Source organism: Olsenella intestinalis (genome assembly GCF_023276655.1).
Lineage (GTDB): Bacteria > Actinomycetota > Coriobacteriia > Coriobacteriales > Atopobiaceae > Olsenella_J > Olsenella_J intestinalis.
The window spans coordinates 1,148,519-1,170,653 of record NZ_JALGRK010000001.1 but is presented as its reverse complement, the minus strand read 5'-3'; the positions used below and the strand labels follow the sequence as shown (position 1 = coordinate 1,170,653).

Here is a 22,135-nt window from a genome sequence, read left to right as displayed (position 1 = left end):
CAAGGCACGCTCCCTCTCGCCCGCTCCACCCCTCATAGTGCACGTTCGGCACGCACAATCGCCGAGTACAGCGGGGGCGTCCGTACAATAAAAGAATACTGTAATTGGCTCATGTGGGGAGCATTTATGGACACCAAGGGCCTTGCCGTATCCACCCTTCGCGGAGTCGCCGCGCTCGCGCTTGCCGCCTGCGTATTCGCACAGCCGGCCTATGCCGCGGGCGGGAGCGCGGGACGACTGCGCGCCGCCACGGTCGAGCGGCTTAGCGTGCAGTCCGGGGAGGCGACGTCGCCGCTCGTCTACCCCGTCACGGGAGAGCGCGCGAGCAGGCGCATCGAGCTCACGTTCATGAGCTCGAGCGGAGAAGGCGCCGTCGTCGTTGAGCGGCGCATCGTGCACGCGGGCGAGGCGCTCGACGTCCCGAGTCCCGTTCCGGAAAGTCGCAACAGCACCCTTGACGCGTGGGTGGCCAAGGACGACGCTTCGGTGAACCTCAAGGAGCTCGGGTGCCTCGACGGGGCGCTGACCGAGGGGCAGATCGCAGCGCTGACCGCGGGGCTCACGCCCGAGGTGACCCAGGTGGCGGACGGGAGCGGCACCATGCAGGACGTCAGCCTGTACCGCCGCGAGATCGTGCCCACGTGGCACACGTGCCAGCGCGTATACCTGCGCCAGGGGACGAAGGGCAACGTCGACCTGCGCGACAACGTCGCCGCGGAGCTCGTCACGGACGCCGAGGGCAACGTGGACCTGAGCGTCGTCGACCCCAAGCCGTTCGAGGCCGTGGGCAACGTCAAGCTCGTCGCATGGGAGACCGAGGACGGCCGCACATTTGGCGCCTCCACCACCGCGACGGGCATCACGGTTGACACGACCCTCTACCCCATCCTTGCTCAGGGCACGTGGATCACGCTCGACGCCGGCGAGGGCGTGAGCGGGGTGCCCCGCGTCTTCGGCAGCCTGCCCGAAGGCGCCACCGGGCCCATCTTCGACGTGGACATGGAGGACCTCATCTCGTCTGGCGAGTACCTGGTGAACGGCTGGAACCCCGGCTACGACTTCGCCGGCTGGTACACCGAGGCGGGCGGCGCCGGCACGCAAGTCGTGACCGCCACCGTCAACGACGACGGCAGCGTCACGTGCGCGGCCGCGGAGGGCCAGGGCGACACGTACCGCCTCGAGGGCGAGCAGACCCTGCACGCCAAGTGGGTGGCGCGCACCGACACGCCCTACACCATCGTCCACATGGTCGAGGGCCCCGAGGGCGGCCCCGGCGAGGGCGTCTACACGCGCTACGCGTCCATCTGCAACAGCTCAACGGTTGGGAAGACGGGTGACCCCATTCCCGACAGCGCCTGGAACACCTACAAGATCTCCAAGTACCACCGGCTGGGCGCCAACGACTCGAGCCTCGGCTTTGCCGAGAAGCACACCACCGCGCCGGACGCGAGCAACAGCACCCAGGTGACGATCGCCGCCGACGGGTCGGCCGTCAAGTACATCTACTGGAACCGCGACCGCGTGAGGCCACGCCTGACCAACAAGGACAGGCTACCGTCAGGCGCCAGCAAGAACACCTACCTGCTCGATTACACCAAGGCCTCGTCCTCCTACAACAAATACGTCAAGTGGGGCATGAGCTCATCGCTCTGGGACCCGCAGAAGATCGCGTTCAACCTGACGACGCGCGAGGACCAGTGCGCCATAAACAAGAACCGCTACTACTTCGAGTTCTACAACATCGGCACCTGGATCGCGTTCAACTTCAACTCAAGCGGCGAGAACACGTTCCCCCAGAGCCCGTTTGCCGACGGCACCGACGGAACCACCCAGTACGTGGGTTCGGCCGGCAAGATCAAGATGACCAAGCTTGTGGACTACATCTACTACTACGAATCCGCAGACGGCACGGGTCCCAGGACCGCCACGCTCAGCGGCGTGACCAAGACCTTCGGCGAGCCCGTGACGCACCGCCTCTTCATGGACCGCGGTAACGGCGAGGTCAACCTCGAGTCCATCTGGAACATCGGCCTCATCGACGACATCGGCGACTCCCCGCGCTTCAAGCGCTGGGCATACGCGACCAAGGGAACCACGCTTCAGAAGATCACGGCCGCCGAGGGCGTGCCCCAGGCCATCTACAACATCAAGGACGTGACCGGCGACGGCGTGTACGACCTCGAGGTGTTCATGACCAGGCGCAGCTACAAGCTGTCGTTTGCGGAATGCGACGGAGTCGTGGGCAAGGCCGTTCCCACGGGCGCGAGCGGCGTCATGTACGAGGCGCCGCTTGCCACGTACGACCCGCACTTCGAGGTGGGCGTCACGCGTCGCTACCACGCGGGCGCGCTCTACGAGTTCAAGGGCTGGTTCTCCGACCTGACCGCGGCCAAGGACCCCGACGGGGCCGAGAGCGCCGCGTTTGCCGTCGACATCGCGAACGCGGGAATGCCCGAGCACGACCTCACGCTCTACGCCGGGTGGAAGCCCGTCGACCACACCGTGACCTTCGACGCCAACGGCGGCCACTTCGGCGACGACCCTGCCGCGACAACGGCCACGGTGACCGTCGCCTCCGGCAACCACGTGAGCGAGCCCGAGGCAGAGCTCAAGGACGAGAAAAGCCGCGTGTTCGCGGGCTGGTACACCGACTCCGCCCTGACGCACCCCTGGAGCATCGAGATCGACAACGTGGCCCAGGACGGTCTCACCCTGCACGCGCGCTGGCTCGACATCAGCGCCTACACGGTGACCTACCACGACTACGAGGGTGCCGAGGTGGAGGAGCTCAACGTGGGAACGAAGTACGTCGAGGACTCCAAGGTACCCCTCTCCCCCGTTCCCGCGGACATGCGCGAGCGGACCGAGGGCGGCGCGACCCAGGGCTTCCTGGGATGGAGCCGCGAGTCCGACCCCGCGAAGCGTGCGGGCTCCTTCCTCACCACGACCGTGGACATCAAGGGCGACGTCGACCTCTACCCCGCCTACGGCGACGCCGTGGACGAGGCCGGGCCCAGCGTGTCGCTCTCGACCAACTACGAGGACAACGCCAAGCAGTTCAAGCCCACGCTGACAGACGTCACCTTCACGCTGCCGGCCGTCGCACACCCGGGCGACGTCACCGTGCTGCCCACGCCTTCCCCGGACAGCGCAGAGTACCCCATCGAGGAGGTCGGCTACACCTTCGCGGGATGGAACACGGCCGCCGACGGGTCGGGCACACTCTTCTCGGGAGGCGAGGTCGTGGCCGCGGCATCGGAGACCACGCTCCACGCCATGTGGCAGGCGAAGGACGACAGCGTGTCGTACGAGGCCAACGTGCCTGCCGGCAGGACCGCCACCGGGTCGACGGCGCCGACGACGGGACGGACCTTCGACAGCGTGGCGGCCGCATCGTGCGGCTTTGCCTGCGAGGGCTTCCACTTCACGGGGTGGAACGCGGCCGCGGACGGGGGCGGCTCGTCCTATGCGGCCGGCGCCCCCTATCGCCTGACGCCCGACGACAACGTGCTCCACGCGCAGTGGGCCGGCAACTCCTACACGGTGAAGTTCAACGCCAACGCCTCGGGCGCCACCGGGACGATGGCGCCGCAGGAGCTCACCTATGGCGCCGCGGCCGTGCCCCTCAGGGAGAACGCGTTCGCGCGCAAGGGCTACACCTTCGACGAGTGGGCGACGGCCGAAGACGGGTCGGGGACGCGCTGGGGCGACAAGGCGGACGTGAGCGACCTGACGCCCGTGGACGGCGGAACCTACCAGCTGTACGCGCAGTGGGAGGCCAACGACTACGAGGTCACGCTGTCGGCGCCCGACGCCACGACCGCGGGGGCCGACAAGGTGACGGCGACGTTTGACGCGGCCATGCCCGCAGCCACGATGCCCGCGCGCACCGGCTACGACTTCGCGGGCTACTGGGACAGCGCCACGGGCGGCACCTGCTACTACGCGGCGGACGGCTCGAGCGCGAAGGCGTGGGACAAGGACGGGGCCACCACGCTCCACGCACGGTGGACCCCCAAGAGCTACGAGGTCACGCTGTCGGCGCCCAACGCCACGACCGCAGGCACCGACAAGGTGACGGCGACGTTTGATGCGGCCATGCCCGCGGCGACGATGCCCGCGCGCAACGGCTACGACTTCGCGGGTTACTTTGACGCGACCGAGGGCGGGACCTGCTACTACGCGGCGGACGGCTCGAGCGCGAAGGCGTGGGACAAGGACGGGGCGACCACGCTCCATGCCCAGTGGACGCCCAGGACCTACGAGGTCACGCTCCTCTCGCCCGACGCCACGACCGCGGGCACCGCAAAGGTGACGGCGACCTATGACGCCGGCATGCCCGAGGCGACGATGCCCGAGCGCATCGGCTACGGATTCGTGGGGTACTTCGACGCCGCCGAGGGCGGGACCTGCTACTACGGCGCGGACGGAGCGAGCGCGCACGTCTGGGACAAGGACGGCGACGCCACGCTCTACGCGCGCTGGAAGGCCGGCGAGTACACGGTGACGCTGACCGCCCCGGACGCCTCGACGGGCGGCACGGCGAGCGTGACGGCCACCTATGACTCGGACATGCCCCTCGAGGGCGTGACCATGCCGAAGCGTACGGGCTACCACTTCCTGGGATTCTGGGACGAGGACGAGGCCACCTGCTACTATGCCGGCGACGGTGCCTCCGCTCACACGTGGGACAAGCCGGGCAACGCGACGCTTCACGCGCGCTGGCAGCCCAAGTCCTGCGACATCACCGTGAGCGCCAACGGCGGCACGAACGCGCCCGCGGGCGTCGTGGCGACCTACGACCAGGGGATGCCGGCGCTCTCGGGGCTTCCCACCCGCGCCGGCCACACGCTCACCGGCATCACCGACGCGGAGGTCGGCGGCACGTTGTACTACCGGGCCGACGGGACGCCCGCGCGCGCCTGGGACCAGGACGTCGACTCCGCGATCCTGTACGCGCAGTGGGAGGTCCGCAGCTACCCCGTCGACTTTGCAAGCGAGCTTGCCGGCGTCGAGGGCATAGAGGACGCTCTTCTCGCCTACACGGACCCCGACGTCACGACGGCGTCCGTGGCCTATGGGGGCCGCGCGCCCGAGATCGTCACCGCGCCCGTCGACGTCTTCCAGTCGAGCGGCGCAAGCACCATCCACCACCGCCTGATCGGCTGGACCTGGTCGTACGTGGGCGCGGACGGGATGGAGCACGCGGGCACGCAGGCCGCGGGCGCCACCTCCGGATCCGACTCGTCGTATGCGAGCGTCGAGCTGTGGGGCCTCGAGGACGCCGCGCTCGCCGAGGGCACGACCATCACGCTCACGGCGGACTACACGATCATGCCGTACGTGAGCGCCACAGCCGAGAACGGCAAGGTGGGCGTCGCCCAGGGTTCGGGCGCGACGCCCGGGGCAAGCGGAACGTCGGCCTCGGTGGACACCACGGAGGCGTCCTCCATCGCCGACGTCACCGTGCGCTTCGAGCCCAACAGCAGGAACTGGAAGCTTGCCGATGGCGGGATCACCGTTCGCGACCAGTACGGCAACACGGGCCAGGTCGACGTGGGCGCCACGACGGAGCAGACCGTCTCGCTCTGCCCGGCCGGATCCACGACGCCGGCCTACACCGTGTCGGTGCTGCTCGCCTACGACGCCGGCTCGATCGACGCGGGGTATCTGACCATCACGAAGAACACCGCGAGCACGGAGGCGAGCGTTCCCCTGTCGGTGAGCTTCGCCTATGTGTTCGACCGCGTCCAGGCGACCTATGACCACCAGGTCATGCTCGAGCAGGCCGACGGGACCTACGTACAGTCGGGACCGACCGTCACGCACGAGGCGGTGGACGCGGGGTCGGAGGCGGCCGTCGAGCCGCCCGCGGCGCCCGCCGGCTACTCCTTCGCGTACGTGAGCTACCTTGACGGCGAGACGGGCGAGACGAGCGAGGCGCTGCCGGTGAGCTGGGACGACTCGACGGTCCTGAGGTACTACTACAGCCTGAACCACTACAGGGCTACCCTGAGATCTGCCGACGCCTGCTCGCTCGTGGGCGCAGAGGGCTGGGACGTAACCGAGCCCAGCGCCGCCTGGACGCGCACGTTCACCGTGCTGGACAGCTTCGACCTGCCCGTGGCCCGCGCAGACGACTACAGGCGCGGCTTCCTCGGCTGGAGGCCCACGGGCGGGGCCACCTGGCAGGAGGGCGTCGAGGCGGGGACGGCCGCGGACCTCGCGTTTGCGGCGGAGTACCGCGACCTGCGCGTGGTGCCGCGGCCCGCTACGTCAGGCGCGCTCACGTACACGGGAGCCGAGCAGGCCGCACCGGTGATCGTGCCCGAGGGCTTCACGCTCGTGGGCTACGACCTGGTCGACGGCGACGGCGTTGTCGTGGGGTCTGGCGCGGGCGAGCTCGCGGGCACGGATGCGGGCACCTACGACGCGACGTTCACGGTGAGCGACGGATCGGTCTGGGAGGGCGGCGGAAGCGACGTGCTCGCGCTTGCCTGGACCATCGAGCCCGCCGACGCGCGCGAGGCGGACGTGGCTGTCGGCGACTGCGTGTTCGACGGAACGCCCCAGAGGCCCGTTCCCGCGGTGACGCTTGAGGGCGTCAAGCTCGTGGCCGGCCGCGACTTCGACGTGACCTACGAGAGCAACGTGGAGGTCGGCACCGCACGGGCCATCGTCACGTTCAAGGGCAACTACGCGGGCACGGCCTCGGCCACGTTCGAGATCCTGAAGCCCAGGGACACGGGACAGGTGATGTACCGCCTGTACAACCCCTACTCGGGCGAGCACTTCTACACCGCGAGCCCCCTCGAGCGCGACGCGGTTGCCGCGGCGGGCTGGAGCTACGAGGGCGTGGGCTGGGTGGCGCCCGTCGAGGAGGGCGAGCCGGTCTACCGCCTCTACAACCCCTACGGCGGGGACCACCACTACACGCTGTCCGCCGGGGAGCGCGACGTGCTGGTTACCGCAGGGTGGAACTACGAGGGCGTGGGCTGGCTCTCGTGCCCCGAAGACGACCAGGGCGCTCAACCCGTGTGGCGTCAGTACAACCCCTACGCGCGGACCGGCTCGCACAACTTCACGACCAGCATGGGCGAGCACGTGGCCCTGTGCGAGATGGGATGGCGCGGCGAGGGCGTCGCCTGGTACGGCCTTGCGCAGTAGCGAGGCGCAGTTGACAGAGAAGCGAGCGCGGAGGCGCCGCATGCCCGAGATGGCGGGGCGTGCGGCGCCTCGCTCTTCTCGGCCGCTTGACGCCATGACCGCGCATGGATGGCGCATTTCGGCGCGGCGGATAGGGATGCGTTCTGATTTGGTGTGAAGACCTGCCGTTTCGGGCGCTTACGGTGCGCCGCTCGGTTTCTTCTCTATAATAGTTCCGTCTGTATCTAGTAGGAGGAATCATATGAGCATCCGCATCCGCAGGGCCCACCTGCACTCCCGCACCCACATCGTTGGGTTCGGAATCGCAGCGGTCTTCGGTTTCGTCGCTCTTCTCATGGCAGCGCTGTTCCTGTCGCTCAGCTCGCTGGTGAGCAACTGGCTCACCGACCTGCCCGACTACACGTCGACCGACGCCTACCTCGTGGCCGAGCCCACGACGGTCTACGCGGCCGACAACTCGGTGATAGCCGAGTACTACCTGCAGAACCGCCGCTCGGTCGACCTCGACAAGATCTCCGACTACGCCAAGACCGCGATCGTCGACACCGAGGACGTCCGCTTCTACAAGCACAACGGCGTCGACCCGCAGGGCATCGTCCGAGCGGCCGTGGCCCAGGTCACCGGCGGCTCCGAGGGCGCCTCCACCATCACGCAGCAGCTCGTGCGCAACACCGTCCTGTCGGACGAGCAGTTCGAGCAGTCGCTCAAGAGAAAGGTCCGCGAGGCCTACATCTCGATCCAGATGGAGAAGATGTACACGAAGGACCAGATCCTCAACATGTACCTCAACACCATCTACTTCGGCCACAGCGCCTACGGCATCCAGGCGGCGGCCGTCACCTACTTCAACAAGGACGCGGCCGACCTGACGCTCGCCGAGGCCGCGACCATCTGTGGTCTCCCCCAGTCGCCCTCGGCCTACGACCCGCTGCAGAACCCCGAGGCCGCGACCGCGAGGCGCAACAAGGTCCTCGAGCGCATGTACAACGCGGGCCACATCTCCAAGGAGCAGTACGAGTCGACCTGCGCCGAGCCGCTCGTGACCCACGAGGGCCACTTCGCGGATTCCGTCGGCGCGTACCCGTTCTTCTCCGACTACGTCAAGCAGCTCCTGCTGGAGGACTTCGACTCCGAGACCGTCATGCAGGGCGGCCTCAAGGTCCACACCACCCTCGACCCCGCCACGCAGGAGGCCGCGCAGAACGCCGTGACCGCCCGCATGGACGCCATCGGCAACGACGAGCTCGACGCCGCGCTGGTCGCCGTCGACCCGACGAACGGCTACATCAAGGCGATCGTGGGCGGCAAGGACTACAACACCAACCAGTACAACCTCGCCACGCAGGCACAGCGCCAGCCCGGCTCCTCCTTCAAGACGTTCACGCTCGCGACCGCGATCTCGCAGGGCATGAACCCCAACATCTACATCAACTCCAACTCGCCCATGACCTTCTCGCCCGCATGGAAGGTCCAGAACTTCGGCAACACGAGCTACGGCTACATCCCGCTGTCCCGTGCGTTCGCCGTCTCGTCCAACACCGCCTTCGCCCAGGTAATCCAGGCGGTCGGCGCGACGAACGTGGTCAGCATGGCCAAGCAGATGGGCGTCGACGTCGACATGCCCGCCTACGACTCGATCACCCTCGGTACCGTCGGCATCCCCGTCGTCCAGATGGCCGAGGCCTACTCCACGATCGCGAGCGGCGGCCAGCACCGTGACGCCATCGCCATCACCAAGATCCTCGACCGCAACAACAACGTGGTCTACGAGCACAAGGACGCCCCGTCTCAGGTCCTCACTCCCGAGGTCGCCTCGGCCACGATCGACGTCATGGAGGGCGTCACCAGCGGCGTCGGCACCGCCAACGACGTCTCCGCCCAAATGACGGTCAACCAGCCGGTCGGCGGCAAGACCGGTACGTCCGAGAACTACCGCGACCTCTGGTTCTGCGGCATCACCCCGCAGCTCTCCGTCGCCGTCTGGTGCGGATATCGCCAGGAGGACACGGTCATGGTCTACGGCGACTACGGCCACCCGTACAACACCGCCGTCCCCATCTACATCGACTTCGTCAACAACGCGCTCAACGGCATCGCGCGCGCCGAGTTCCCGAAGGGTTCCGGCAGCGTCAACTACAAGCCCAACAGCTCGTGGTCGTTCTCGAACACGAGCTCGTCGGCGAACAGCTACTCATCCAACAGCTACTCCAATAGCTACTCCAACAGCTACTCGACGCAGAGCTACACGAGCGACACGTCGAGCGACACCCAGAGCCAGAGTCAGAGCCAGACTCAGGACCAGAGCCAGGGCCAGCAGGTCGAGACCAACGCGACGCAGCAGACGACCGGCGGAACCACCGACACGACGCAACAGACCCAGACGACCAACTAGGCCGTCGCACAGAGCGAGCACCGAGGCGCCCCGTCCGATTGGATGGGGCGCCTTTCTTGTGGCCGTCGAGGGCTCGGGGCCCTCCCCTGCCGACGGACGTCAATCAGGCAGGGCATTGCCCGGACGGCCCTCGGGTGGCGCGAAGGCAGCCAAAAGAAAAGCGGTCCCACAGGGACCGCTTCCAAGGTAATGGCCGCACGGGGGACGGTACCCCAGTGCGGGTTGGAGCCTAGTTGCGCGTGTCGCGAAGCTTGTTGACGAGGTGGACGAGATCCTCGGCGGCCTCGGTGCTGCCGGAGACGACGAGCACGGTGTCGTTGCCGGCGACCGAGCCCATGACCTCGGGCAGGGCGGCGGCGTCGACGGCGGCGGCGACGCCGGGGGCGGTGCCGGGCTGCGACTTGATGATGACGAGGTTGTCGGCCCTGGAGACGGTGCCGACGAACTCGGAGACCATGCGCTGGAGGTGGAGGTCCTCGGCCAGGACGTAGATGCCCTCGGCGAGCTTGCGCAGGCCCATGTCGGCGATGTCGCGCGAGACGGTGGCCTGGGTGCAGTTGAAGCCGATGGCCTGAAGCTCATCGACGAGGGCGCGCTGGGTGTGGATCGACTTGCCGCGAACGATGTCTCGAATCGCATCCTGCCTATTGTTGCGCCTCTTGACCATAGGGCCGCCTCCAGTGGACTAGCTAAACAAAAAATGAATATCAGTACGTCTATTTTCGCACGTATGATTCAAACTACGAGAGATATTGACGCATGTCAAGCGAGAACGCCCCGTCTTCACGCAGGCGGTGGCTCCGCTTCCGATCAATTTAGAAGCCCTGCGCTGTCCATCGGAATCCAATCACTTCCAATCAGGGCAGGCCGGGCGATGGGCTAGCAGGGCCGTGACCGTTTCGATGACGCGCCCGCACATGAGCCCAAGGCGAAGCCCATGGGACGGCGAGCCCCGTCCCATGGGCCAGTGCATACTACGGCTCGGTCCTATGCTCGATCCAGCCCGCGTAGACGACCAACGGCTGGGTCGAGGTCCAGGGCACGGCAAGAACGCTGCCGGAGACGACCGCGCCCGTCGGCCCGATAAGTTGGTCGCCCTCGCGACCGGGTGCAGCATGGTAGCCGGCGAACTCGTAGCTGAGCAAGGGGTCAACGGACGCGCGCACCGGCACAGAATAGGTGGATGGCGGCCTGACACCATAGGTGAGCGTCGCCGTCCCCTGGCCACCTGAGCCACCCTGGTCGTCAAGCGTCAGCGTATAGGTCGCACGGTCGTAGAACACGTCAAGCGTGACGCTTCCGTCCGAGAGGACCTCCGTCTGCGTGATGGTGGGCGCCACGAAGCCAGGATAGTCCTGCGCCTCGGCGGACGTCTGCCCGCCGACGCGGCCCTCGAGGGTCTGTGACAGCGCAAGCGCGTAGTCGGTGCACGTGGGCTGCTCGCCCTCCGCGACCGGTTCCGTGACGGTGCGGTCGGTGCCGGCGACGGCCGTGGCGTCGGCGTTCACCTTCTGCTGCCAGTGGCGCACCGTGTAGGTGGCCAGGGGTGCCCACTTGGCGTAAAGCTTCGTGTCCGTCTCGAAGTTCCAGGGTCGCTGCCAGGTGCCGGTGGCATCCACGTAGCAGTCTCCGCCTCCCCCGGGAGCGCTGTAGTAACCGTCGAACTCGGCGTGTTCCTTGGTCGGAAGGTCGGTGAGCGGGTCGGGCACCTGGGTGTAGGGGACCTCCACCGTGGAGGTGGCGGGCGTCGCACCCTCGCCGTTGTCGAGCGTCGCGGTGAGCTTGGGATAGTCGGTCAGCTCGCCGTAGTAGGGGTATCCGTCATTGATGGAGTCGTCCTGCGTCCAGGGTCCACCGAGCTTGTTGCCATTGAGCTTGAAGGCCATGACCTTGGACTTCATCACCTCGGTCGAGCGGCCGCCCGCGCCGTTGTTTGAGCCGAAGCACTTGGAGTTGTCATAGAAGCAGTTGCTGACACTGCCAAGGGGGGTGATGATGTTTCCGTTGATGGGTCCGGCGTTATAGGAGTTTGAGACCCTTGTGGCTCCAGCATTGTACTTCCTGCCGTCTGGGTACTGCGTTCCCAGGAAACCGCCCTTGCTCCGCCCGTCGACCGACGCGGTGATGAAGCAGTTTTCCGCCACGAAGTAGGGCCTGGAGCTGCTATACAGCGTTCCGAAGAAGCCGCCGGTGTAGTACCTAGCCGATCCCCGCACCGAGCCTCCTTGGACCGAACACTGGTAGAAGCAGTAAGCTCCTCCACTCATGGTCCCGCCGCTGATGGCGCCCACGCCGTCACTGGAGCCATAGACCGTGCTGTTGCGAACGTGGACGTTGGTGAACGTCGTCGAGGCCTGGAAGAGTCCGACGACGATGGCGACGCGGTCTCCGCCGGAGGCGGAGGAGTCGGCAAACGTGAGGTTGCTCATGGTCGTGACTCCGCGTGCTATGCCAATGAACCCGATCTTGTTTCCGCTTGGCATTCGCAGGTGCGAGATCACATGGTCATTGCCCTCGATGGCACCGCTGAAGTTGCCCATCGGCACCCACGCGAGCGCCTGCGTCTCGCTAGCACCCCAGCGCAGCCCCTGCATGTCAAGGTCGGCGCAGATGGCAAATGTCCTTCCCGTGCCTTCGGGGATCTTGTTGTTCGTGTTGATGTAGGCGACGTAGGCCAGCTGCTCGGGCGTCGTCACCTGCCAACCGCCGGCTTCGGCGTCAAAGGCCGGCGGGTCTCCCGCGCCAATGGAGGAGTCTGCGTCATAGACAGCCTTGCCGACCGAGCCCCAGTTGTCGATCTTCACCCACTTGACGTGGAGGACCCTGGGCTCCAGCTCGCGCCAGTCGTCGACCCAGGCGCCGTAACTGTCCACGTACATCTTGCCCGTGCCGCCCGCACCGCTCCAGTAGCCCGCGAACACGTACCCCGAGCGCTTCGGCACCTCGATGTTGGACGGCCGCTGCAGGAAGTAGACCTCCTGCTGCCGCGTACCCTCCAGCCCCGCGTCCGCGCCCGCGCTGTCAAGCGTGATGGTGTAGGGCGACTCGTCGAGGAGCCTGCCGAAGGTGGGATACCCCGCGTTGGCCGCACCCTCGACGGCCGTGTCGCGCGACCAGGGCGTGGTCGACCAGTCCGCAAACAGTTCGCTTCCGTTGAGGACATAGGCCTGCGTCTTGTTCTTGAGGTCGGCGGGCGCCACGCGCGCGCAGGCCCCGTCGGCGCGGCTGCCCTTGAACGAGCTCGAGGTGTCCACGAAGCAGTTCTCGACCGTGGCCCCGGAGTTGTTGATGCTCTTGCCCGAGAGCGCCGTGGTGGCGAGCACCGCGCCGCACCGGTTCTGGCGCACGTTCGAGGTGACCGCGCGCGCGACCCCCTGGAAGTAGGCGTTGCTCACCCGCGCGCCCGCCTGCGACGCCACGCAGATGCCGGCGGCCGTCGAGCTCTGGTAGCGCCAGTTGTGGTTGGTCGCGTGCGTGCTCACGTTGGTGCCGCGAACGTACACGTCCTCCATGGACGCCCTGCCGCGCAGCGTGCCCACCATGCCGGCGACGCGCTCGTTGTGCACCGACTTGCGATGGTCGATGTAGACCGAGCCGCCCTCGATGCCCACGCGGTTGATGCGCGTGGAGCCCTCGGCGATGCCGGCCAGCGTCGCCGTGGTCGAGAACGTCGTGCGTCCCGCCTTCTTGGTGTTCTGGGCATAGACATTCGGCTCCTGGATGATAAGGTCGTGGACGTTGGCGTTCACCAGGCGCTTGAATATGCCAGTGGCGTTTCCGGTGGAGTAGTAGCCCTCGCCATGGCGGACGCCGCCGGAGGTGGAGCTGAAGACGTTGCTGATCTTGAGCGTGGTGAGCCGGTGCACGACCTCCTGCCCCGCGGCGTCGGCACCGAGGCCGGAGAACTCGCCGGAGTAGTTGTTGCACGGCGTCCACAGCAGGGGGCTGCCCGAGCTGCCGCCCAGGGTCACCTCGCCCTGGGAGCTCGCGTAGGTCTCGGAGCCCGTGAGGTCGATGTCGGCGGTCATGAGCATGTTCGTGGTGCGGCCGCGCGGGATCTGGCCGTTGTTAACGGCACCCACGACGTAGGCGAGCTCGAGGTTCGTGGACACGTTCCACCTTCCCGAGGCCGCGTCGTAGGTGGGGAGCTCGGGATAGCCGTCAATGCGATCGCGCATGGGGAAGTAGGTCTGCCCCCAGGTCTGGGCGGGTCCCATGACGTAGTAGGCGTACAGGCGCACCCCACCATTGTGCCCCGCGGGCAGCTCGGTGAGGACCTCGCCCTCGTTGTCGATGCGCCACCCCACGAGCCTGGCACCTGGCGTGACGCCCACCTCGGCCTCGGAGGGAAGCGCCTTCGCCTCGTCGGTGTTGTAGAACGTCCAGCCCTGGTCGAAGAGCGTCTTCTGGGGCAAGCTCTTCGCCCACGAGTAGGGGAAGACGTAGTCGATGGTGTTGCCCTTCCAGTTGGCGTGCAGGGTCGCGCCCTCGGGCCTGTCCCAGGGGACGAGCCAGTCGCCGTTCTCGTCGATGTACCTGGTTCCCCTTCCGCCGTAGTCGGAGTAGTACCCCTCGAAGGTATAGCCGTCCAGCTGAGGCGGCACGATCTTCTCGGCCAGCCTGCCGTACCAGACGCGCTGGGAGTCCGTGCCCGCCTCCCCCGCGTTCGAGCGCACGCAGTCGAGCCTGACCGTGTAGGGCGAGCCGTCGGACAGCTTGCCGAACACGGGATAGCCCGCGTTCTGCGCGTTCACCTGCGTCCAGGGGCTGCCAAAGGCAGACCCGTTGAGGTAGAACGCGGTGCTGGGGCGGCACATCTGCTCGGTCGCGTACGCCGTGAGGCCTTCGTCGGAGGCGTCCATGCACGTGGGAAGCAGGTCCGCGTCGTAGTAGCACACGTCATAGCGGGCGTCGCCCGAGGCGATGGCCCACGAGGTCGCGAAGTCCGTGACGGCGCCGGCAAAGTAGGCGTGCGCGACGTCCACGCGGACCCCGTCGTCGGCCAGCACCAGGCCGGCGGCATCGTCCGTGGCGTTGATCTCGCAGGTGGCGTAGGCGTTGTCGATGGTGACGGGCGCCTCCGCGTGGCCGATCAGGCCGCCCACGCGCCCGTGACCGTCCTCGCAGGAGCCAAAGGCGCTCACCACGCCCTGCTGGACGCCCACGAGCCTGAGGTCGACGCGGCCCTGCGCATGGCCGCAGACGCCGCCGCAGGGAGCCGCCTCGGCATCGATTTCGCAGTCGAGAAGAGCGCACCCGTCGCACTCCAGCGCGCAACCCTCTGACGTGTGCCCCACCAGGCCCCCGGCACGCGCGCCCGAGGCCGTGACGCCTTTGAGGTTGGCGTCGGAGATGCGGCACGCGGTCCCCGCGGCGTCGGCCACCAGGCCGCCGACCGACCCTGCGCCAAAGACGCCCAGGTTGGTGGCCGTGACGCCCGTGACCTCGAGGTCGCCGCCCGCATGGGCGACGAGGGCGGCGGCGTCAGCGGCCGCGGACTCGACCGTCCAGTCGCTCGCGGCAAGGTCCTTTATGGTGGTGGGACCGGTCGTTGTCGCTATGAGCGCCGCGGCACCGTCCTCGGACACGCGCAGCCTCGATATGGTCCTGCCGTCCCCGTCAAAGGTGCCGGCAAAGCTGGCCATGGGGGTCCAGAGCAGGGGCTCGTCGCTGGTCCCGCCATAGGCCTCGCCCGTCATGTCGCAGTCGCCGGTAAGCATCACGTCGGTCGTGGTGCCCGCCGGGAGCAGGCCGTGGTTCGCCGCATAGCAGACCCAGGCAAGCTGCTCGGGACCGCTCACGTGCCAGGAGCCGGCCTGGTAGGTGGGCTTCTCGGGCAGGGTCACCTCCGCGCCGTCGTGGACGGGCTTCGTCCCCTCCTCCATCATCTGGCCGATGGTCTCCCACCGCGTGATGGCCGCCGCGTCCCACTTGGCCCACAGGGTGAGGCCGCCGACGGGCATCGAGAGCGTCGCGAAGTCCACGGGCTCTCCGTCCTCGCGGTCGAGGCACCATCCCGAGAAGACAAAGCCCGTGACCTCGGTCGGGGGACCCGGGTCGACTATGCGCGCGCCATAGGGGACCGTTCGCGCGGACGGCGCCGTACCGTGGCCGTTTGCCTGGAGGTCGAGCGCGTACGGGATGCGGTCGTAGTAGATGTCCACCACGCTCGAGCCGTCCTCGGCGATCGGGACCTGCGCGAAGGCGTGGCCGCGGAAGCCCTCGTAGGATTTGAACTCGGCGGCCGTCATGCTGCCCGCGTCGCCTCGCAGCGTCTGCGTGTCGGACGCGACGAGTTCGTAGTTGTCCGGCGTGCGCTCGCTTCCGGCGACGTCGGCGCCCTCCGCGTTCAGGCGCTGCGTCCAGTGGTTGACCGTATAGGGGGTCGTGCCGTCGGTCGCCCAGAGCGCCGTGAGGTACAGGTTCTCATCGCCCGTGAAGTCCTGGAGCCAACTGCCGTCACGCGCGACGTACTGAACGTCGAGCTCGGCGTCGCCCTCGACCACGCCCGCCCAGTACCCGCAGAACACGAAGTGCTCGCGCGTGGGCACCGCGACGTTCTGCGGGCGCTCGCCATACACCAGGTCGCAGGTCTGCTGCCCGCCCGTTCCGCCGTTGTCGTCGAGGTTGGCCACGAACTGCTTGGGGCGCCAGTCCGCGTAGAGCGTCAGGCCGTCGGCGGGCATGGTGTCGCTGCCGAACGCGAACACGTCGGCACCCGACTCGTCCTGGCTCCATGCGGTGAAGTCATATCCCGCGACGGCGGAGGGATTGCCCGGGTTGGGCACGAGGGCGCCGTAGACGGTCGGGTTGGCCTGGGGCACCGTCGCGCTCTTTCCGTTGGGCAGAAGCGCCGGCGTGAGGGACTCGCGCTCGTAGTAGACCTCGATGTTCGTGGAGCCGTCGCCCGCGATCGTCTTCTGCTCGAACGGCGTGACCACGAAGCCCTCGATGCCTCCCACGTCGGCGCTCGTGAGCTCGCCGGTGGTGCCCTCCCAGGACGCATCGTCGTCCTCGTCCACATAGCGCTCGAAGTTGTCCAGGTTGTGCTCGGTGCCCATGACGTCGGTCCCGGCGGCGTTGAGCTTTTGCACATAGCGGGTGACCGAGTAGGGCGTGTCCGTGTTGGCCCTGAAGTAGGCGGTGTAGACGCCCTCCGCCGGCCAGTAGCCGCTCTCGACCGTCGGGCGGAAGGTCTGCTCGCTCGACACCATGCGGCCCGTGGGACGCGACCCGCTCGCGACCTCGCCCTCGTACCACCCCTCGAAGGTGTAGCCCAGCTGCGCCGAGGTGACCGTCGCGGAGAACTCGGCGTCGGTGGCGAGCCTGCTCGGCAGGTGCGTGACGACGGGCTCGACCGTGCCGCCGGCGACGCCGGCCGTGGAGGAGGCGGCGACCATCCGGATCGTGGCCTCTCCGTCGAGGTCGGCCCACACCTTCGCCTGCGCGCTCACGTTGTCGTCGCCATAGGAGAGCGCGACCTCGAAGAAGCCCACGCCGCCCTCGGCCGACGTGGCGGCGATGCCGCCGTCGTCAAGGGAGAGCGCGGAGAGGTCACCCCGCTCTTCTCCGTCGACCCACAGGCGCGCGCCCATGTCCGCAAGAAGCCGGTCGCGTCCCAGCTCGTCTCTCGTCCGGTACGCCTCGGCGGGCTTGTGCGCGAAAATCGCCGCGCTGTGGCGCGGGTCGTCGTCGTTGTCGCGGGCGATGACGGTGCCGTCCGGCACGATGGTGACGGTCGTCTCGAAGCTCGCCCGCACGCCCGCCTCCGAGCGAGCCGAAAGCGTCAGCGAGTAGGTGCCCTGCGTGCCCGCGGAGATGGCCGCGATCTGCCCCTCCGTCAGGCTGTCCTCCAGGCGATCCGAGTCCAACGCAAGCCCCCGGCCGTCCACGCTCGCGCGCACGTTGAGAACCTCGGGGCCATAGAGGCGCCGAGAAGAGCCATCGCCCTCCCCCATGAGCTCCCTCGCCCGCGAGCTCGTGATCACCCCATGGCACGACCAGACGCTCGCCCAGTGGGCGGGCGCGCCCTCGTCGGGGCCGGACGCGACGGCGGACCCCTCGCGCGGCACGTAGACGTGGATGGTCGCCTCCTTGCCGGACGACGAGCGCACCACCACGGTGGTCTCGCCCTCGCCCACCGCCGTGATGCGACCCATGTTGTCAACGGTGGCCACGGCCGGGTCCGCGCTCGACCACGTGATGTCGTCGTTGTGGTCCTCCGGGGTTATGTGGATGTGCGGGGACGCGTCGAAGACGGTCCCGCAGGGCAGCGTGACGCCCGAGATGTCGGCCACGATGTCCCTCACGGGCACCTCCTCGGGAACCGCCCCGTACCAGGCAATCCCCTCGCCACGCCAGCCCAGCATGCAAAGGCTGAGGTGCTCACTCTTGGACGTCGAGAAGTTGTGGGCGCCCGTCAGGGCGTACGGGTTGTACTGGCGCCAGACGGGAACCTCCTCGTTGGCGTCGCTCAGCCAGCCCACGCCCTCAAAGTTCCAGCCCACTCCCACAAGCGCGTCGCGCTCCCCGGCGGACAGCGTGTAGTGGTGGTCGCCGACGTAGGCATTGTACAGGCGGTACACTTCTGCGCCCTCGTTCTTGGGCGCATACCACCCGATGCCCTCGTAGCTCCAGCCGGCGGCGACGGTCGCGTCGCGCTCGTAGACGCTCGCCGTGTAGAAGTGCTCGCCCGTGTAGGGGTTGTACAGGCGATGCATGGCGGCCGCGTCGCTGGGACGCACGATCGCCGCCGCAGGCGTCGCAACGCCGGCGACGGCGAAGCAGAACATGACCAAAGCTAGTGCGAACTTCCTCAGAACAGACATGGGAGTCCCAATCTTTTGGCACATATATGACAAATTTTATCCTGCAAAAGCCCCCATGCTCAACATGCGAACCGCGTACGGAGGTCGCGGGGAGCTCAACGCCGTGCACAAATCAAATCAGGACGATCCATGCCTCAGGCCAGGGCGATGACCCTCCTTCCCACTGATGGTGTGACCACAGGCGCCAGCCCTAAAGCGGCTCCAGCACCGTATCCGAGGCGGAACGCAACCATGGGCAACCCCTGGCCTGCGCCGACGAGGCCGACCATGGCGACGGCCAGAGGCTCGAGGAATGCCACAAGGGCCATTCATCCGCAATGGGCTCGCCTTAGCAGGTGCTAAAGGGAACCTCAAATAGACTCAACTATTGATGCTGCGAGCACGTGAGAATCGTCTGCTAGCGCACGCTTCGCCTCGAAGAGACCCGCCCCCAGCAACCCCATGAGAGCGCCGTTCCCATAATTGAGCAGCAATCGGCGTCGCTCTGCCATATGATTAGTGGGTGAAACTAGGCACTCTCATGGCTCAAACACACAACACAGCGCCCGAGGTGAGAATCATGCCCTACTCGCTCAACGACAATCACCGCCAGCCACGTCGCGACCACCCGCGCGGACCGTCGGACGAGAGGCGGGGCGGGGCACAGGGCCGCGGCCGCAAGGGGTCGCGCAAGAGGTCCCGTCGCCCGCAGGGCAGCGACCCGCTGCGCGGGGGCCAGTACAAGAGCAACCACAACTACCGCAGCCTGACCGGACACGACACGGGCTACAACCTTCGTCGTGGCGGCCTCGGCTCGAGCTTCAGCGGAGGCCTCGCCCCGCGCGGCATCGACCGCAGGACCGCCTTCCTGCTCGGCGCGGGCATCCTCATCATCGTCATGCTCTTCATCGTGATCTCCAGCTGCACGCGCAGCTGCTCGGCCCAGCAGGCCGAGGAGGAGGTCAAGTCCCAGGCCGAGGTCAACTCCTACGACACCAGGGTCTCCCCCGGCGTCTCCGAGGCCCTCACCAAGAAGTTCACGCCCGTCCTCGACCGCAACGACAAGCTCACCTGGATCGCCCAGAACGCGAGCAAGTACTCCGACGAGCGCCTGCCCGAGCTCGCCCTGCGCGAGAGCGCGGCGGTCAACTTCGTCGCGAACGTCCCCAACCACGACAAGACCGAGTCGGGCTACGGCGAGGGCACCGAGAAGGGCTCCTACCCGCAGTTCTACGACTGGGACGAGCGCTGGGGCTACCTCGACTACGGCGTGAGCAACGTGGGCGTCAACGGCTCGGCCCTCACCACGATGGCCATGGCCTACATGGGCCTCACCGGCAAGAACGACCAGTCCATCTCCAACCTCGCCAAGCTCGCGACCGACGGCAAGTTCGTCTCCAACGACGGCGACACCGCCAACGAGTTCTTCACCACGGTGGCGCCCACCATCGGCCTCGCCACGCGCGAGTACACCCCCTCCGGCGAGAACATCACGCTCGCCCTCGAGGGCAAGACGCCCGTCGCCGTCCACCTCAACGCGGGCCTCACCACGCCCTACGCGCACTGGGCGCTCGTCGTGAACGCCAACGGCGACGGCTCGGTCACCCTCTACGACCCCGACAGCTCGTCGGCGACCACGCGCACGTGGGCGCCAGGCACGATCGGCGCAAAGACGTCCAAGATGTTCGCCCTCTCCCTCGCCTCCGACGCAGGCACCTCGAGCGAGGGCGACGCGAGCTCCAACGCCTAGCCGAGAAGAGCCTCCCCGCGACCCTCGCCGCGTGCGGGGCCACGACATTCCACAGTCCACGCAAAGGGGCGGCCCGACCATCCGGTCGGGCCGCCCCCACTCGTGCGGTCCTGTGGCCCCATCGGGCCTGGGCCACTCCTACTTGAGGATGGCCTCAGAGGCAGCCTGGAGCTTGTCGCGGACGGCCTCGGACTCGGCGCGCGTGGCGCCCTTCGAGAAGAGATACGCCTTGACCTTGGGCTCGGTGCCGGACGGGCGGAAGATGACCTTGTTGTCGCCCTCGAGGCGGAACTCGATGACGTTGGCCGGCGGCAGCACCTGCGCGGCCTCCTTCTGCAGGCCAGAGGTGCGCGGCATCTCGGGGCCCGTGGCGTAGTCGGTCATGCCGACGACCTTGTAGCCGGCGATCTCGGTGGGCGGCTGCTTGCGCAGGCCGTCCATGATCTGGGCCATGCGCTCGGCGCCGGCCGCGCCCGGGTAGGCGGCGTTCACGGTGCCGTTGAGGTAGTAGCCGTACTTCTGGTACAGGTCCTCCATGGCCTCGTAGAGGTCCTTGCCCTGCGCGGCGTAGTGGGCGGCCATCTCGACGCACATCTCGACGGCGACGATGGCGTCCTTGTCACGCGCGTGCGTGCCGATGAGGTAGCCGTAGGACTCCTCGAAGCCCATGAGGTAGCGGTCCTCCTCGCCGGCGTCCTTGAGCTGGTCGATCTGGTCGCCGATGTACTTGAAGCCCGTGAGCACGCGGCGCAGCTCGAAGCCGAGGTCGGCCGCGAGCGCGTCCGGCATCGAGGACGAGACGATCGTGGTGACGGCGACCTTGCGGGCGACGTCCTCGCCCTTCTCGGCAGCCATCTCGGCGAGCCAGTTCATGAGCAGGACGCCCATCTCGTTGCCCGAGAGGAGCTTGTACTCGCCGGCGTGCGGGATCGCCGTGCCCATGCGGTCGGCGTCGGGGTCGGTGGCCACGACGAGGCTCGGCTTGACCTCCTCGGCGAGGTCGAGCGCGAGCTGGAGCGCCTCGCGGAACTCGGGGTTGGGGTACTTGCACGTGGGGAAGTTGCCGTCGGGCTCGCTCTGCTCGGGGACGACGGAGACGTTCTCGACGCCGACCTCCTTGAGGATGCGGCTGACGCACTCCATGCCGGTGCCGTTGAGCGGCGTGTAGACGACGGAGTAGGACGGGTCCGCCTTGAAGCCGGGGATGGAGACCTTCTTGACGTGCTCGATGAAGGAGTCGAGCACCTCCTCGGGCGTCCACTCGATGAGGCCCTTCTCGAGGCCCTCGTCGAAGTCCATCATCTTGACGCCGCCGAAGGTGTCGACGCCGGCGATGTTGGCCGAGATCTCGTTGGCCGCCTCGTCGGTGATCTGGCCGCCGTTGTCGTTGTAGACCTTGTAGCCGTTGTAGGCCGCGGGGTTGTGCGACGCCGTGAGGACGATGCCCGCGGAGGTCTTGAGGTAGCGCACGGCGAAGGAGAGCGTGGGGACCGGCTCGATGCGCGGGTAGAGGTAGACGTGGATGCCGTTGGCGGCGAGCACGCCGGCCGCGACCCTCTGGAAGTCCTCGCCCTTGAGACGCGAGTCGCGCGCGAGCGCGAGCGTGGGGTTGTCGTAGTGCGCGTTGAGGTAGTCGGCGAGGCCCTGCGTGGCCTGGGCGACCACGTAGACGTTCATGCGGTTGGTGCCGACGCCGAGCACGCCGCGAAGGCCGGCGGTGCCGAACGCGAGGTCGCGGTAGAAGGCGTCGTTGAGCTTCTCCTCGTCACCGGCGGCGACCAGCGCCTCGAGCTCCTCGAGCAGGTCGGCCTCCTTGACGTTGTCCCTCCACAGCTGGACCTTGGCCTCAGTTTCCTTGTCCATACATCTCTCCCAACGTGATTGACCGTGGGCGCATGGCGCCGCTTCTTGCATAACCGCCTAAATAATAAAACTTGCGCGCGCCCGAGACAGCGGCAAGCCTTCCAAACGTAACGCACGGGCGGGGCAGCGTGCGGCCGAGAGGAGCGCACGTCCGCG

6 protein-coding genes are annotated in these 22,135 nt (G+C 67.6%); 3 read left to right on the top strand and 3 right to left on the bottom strand.

Annotated elements, in window-relative coordinates:
- The first annotated feature begins 126 nt into the window (after nucleotides 1-126).
- Entirely contained in the window at nucleotides 127-7,167 is a 7,041-nt protein-coding gene (locus M5D76_RS04485; RefSeq protein ID WP_248922183.1) for an InlB B-repeat-containing protein, read from the top strand.
- A gap of 241 nt (nucleotides 7,168-7,408) precedes the next feature.
- A complete protein-coding gene (locus tag M5D76_RS04480; RefSeq protein WP_248922182.1) occupies nucleotides 7,409-9,559 on the top strand; it encodes a transglycosylase domain-containing protein in 2,151 nt (716 codons plus the stop codon).
- Nucleotides 9,560-9,788: 229 nt separating this feature from the next.
- Here the strand turns inward: M5D76_RS04480 and M5D76_RS04475 are convergent, their stop codons facing one another.
- Nucleotides 9,789-10,226, bottom strand: coding sequence for an arginine repressor (locus M5D76_RS04475; protein WP_248922181.1), 438 nt, complete (start codon nucleotides 10,224-10,226; stop codon nucleotides 9,789-9,791).
- 307 nt (nucleotides 10,227-10,533) lie between these two features.
- On the bottom strand, nucleotides 10,534-18,387 hold the full coding sequence (locus M5D76_RS04470) for an InlB B-repeat-containing protein (protein WP_248922180.1): 7,854 nt from the start codon (nucleotides 18,385-18,387) through the stop codon (nucleotides 10,534-10,536).
- Nucleotides 18,388-18,946: 559 nt separating this feature from the next.
- On the opposite strand from M5D76_RS04470, the gene M5D76_RS04465 reads away from it, so the two are divergent.
- Nucleotides 18,947-20,116, top strand: coding sequence for a hypothetical protein (locus tag M5D76_RS04465; RefSeq protein WP_248922179.1), 1,170 nt, complete (start codon nucleotides 18,947-18,949; stop codon nucleotides 20,114-20,116).
- A gap of 138 nt (nucleotides 20,117-20,254) precedes the next feature.
- On the opposite strand, the gene M5D76_RS04460 is transcribed toward M5D76_RS04465, so the two are convergent.
- Nucleotides 20,255-21,979 carry a phospho-sugar mutase gene (locus M5D76_RS04460; protein ID WP_248922178.1) on the bottom strand — a complete coding sequence of 575 codons (1,725 nt, stop codon included), beginning with the start codon at nucleotides 21,977-21,979 and terminating at the stop codon, nucleotides 20,255-20,257.
- Nucleotides 21,980-22,135 lie beyond the last annotated feature (156 nt).

Excerpts from the sequence above, each read along its gene's own strand:
- M5D76_RS04465 (WP_248922179.1), top strand. The coding sequence starts at position 18,947 with ATGCCCTACTCGCTCAACGACAATCACCGCCAGCCACGTCGCGACCAC.
- M5D76_RS04485 (WP_248922183.1), top strand. The coding sequence starts at position 127 with ATGGACACCAAGGGCCTTGCCGTATCCACCCTTCGCGGAGTCGCCGCG.
- M5D76_RS04480 (WP_248922182.1), top strand. The coding sequence starts at position 7,409 with ATGAGCATCCGCATCCGCAGGGCCCACCTGCACTCCCGCACCCACATC.
- M5D76_RS04475 (WP_248922181.1), bottom strand. The coding sequence starts at position 10,226 with ATGGTCAAGAGGCGCAACAATAGGCAGGATGCGATTCGAGACATCGTT.
- M5D76_RS04470 (WP_248922180.1), bottom strand. The coding sequence starts at position 18,387 with ATGTCTGTTCTGAGGAAGTTCGCACTAGCTTTGGTCATGTTCTGCTTC.
- M5D76_RS04460 (WP_248922178.1), bottom strand. The coding sequence starts at position 21,979 with ATGGACAAGGAAACTGAGGCCAAGGTCCAGCTGTGGAGGGACAACGTC.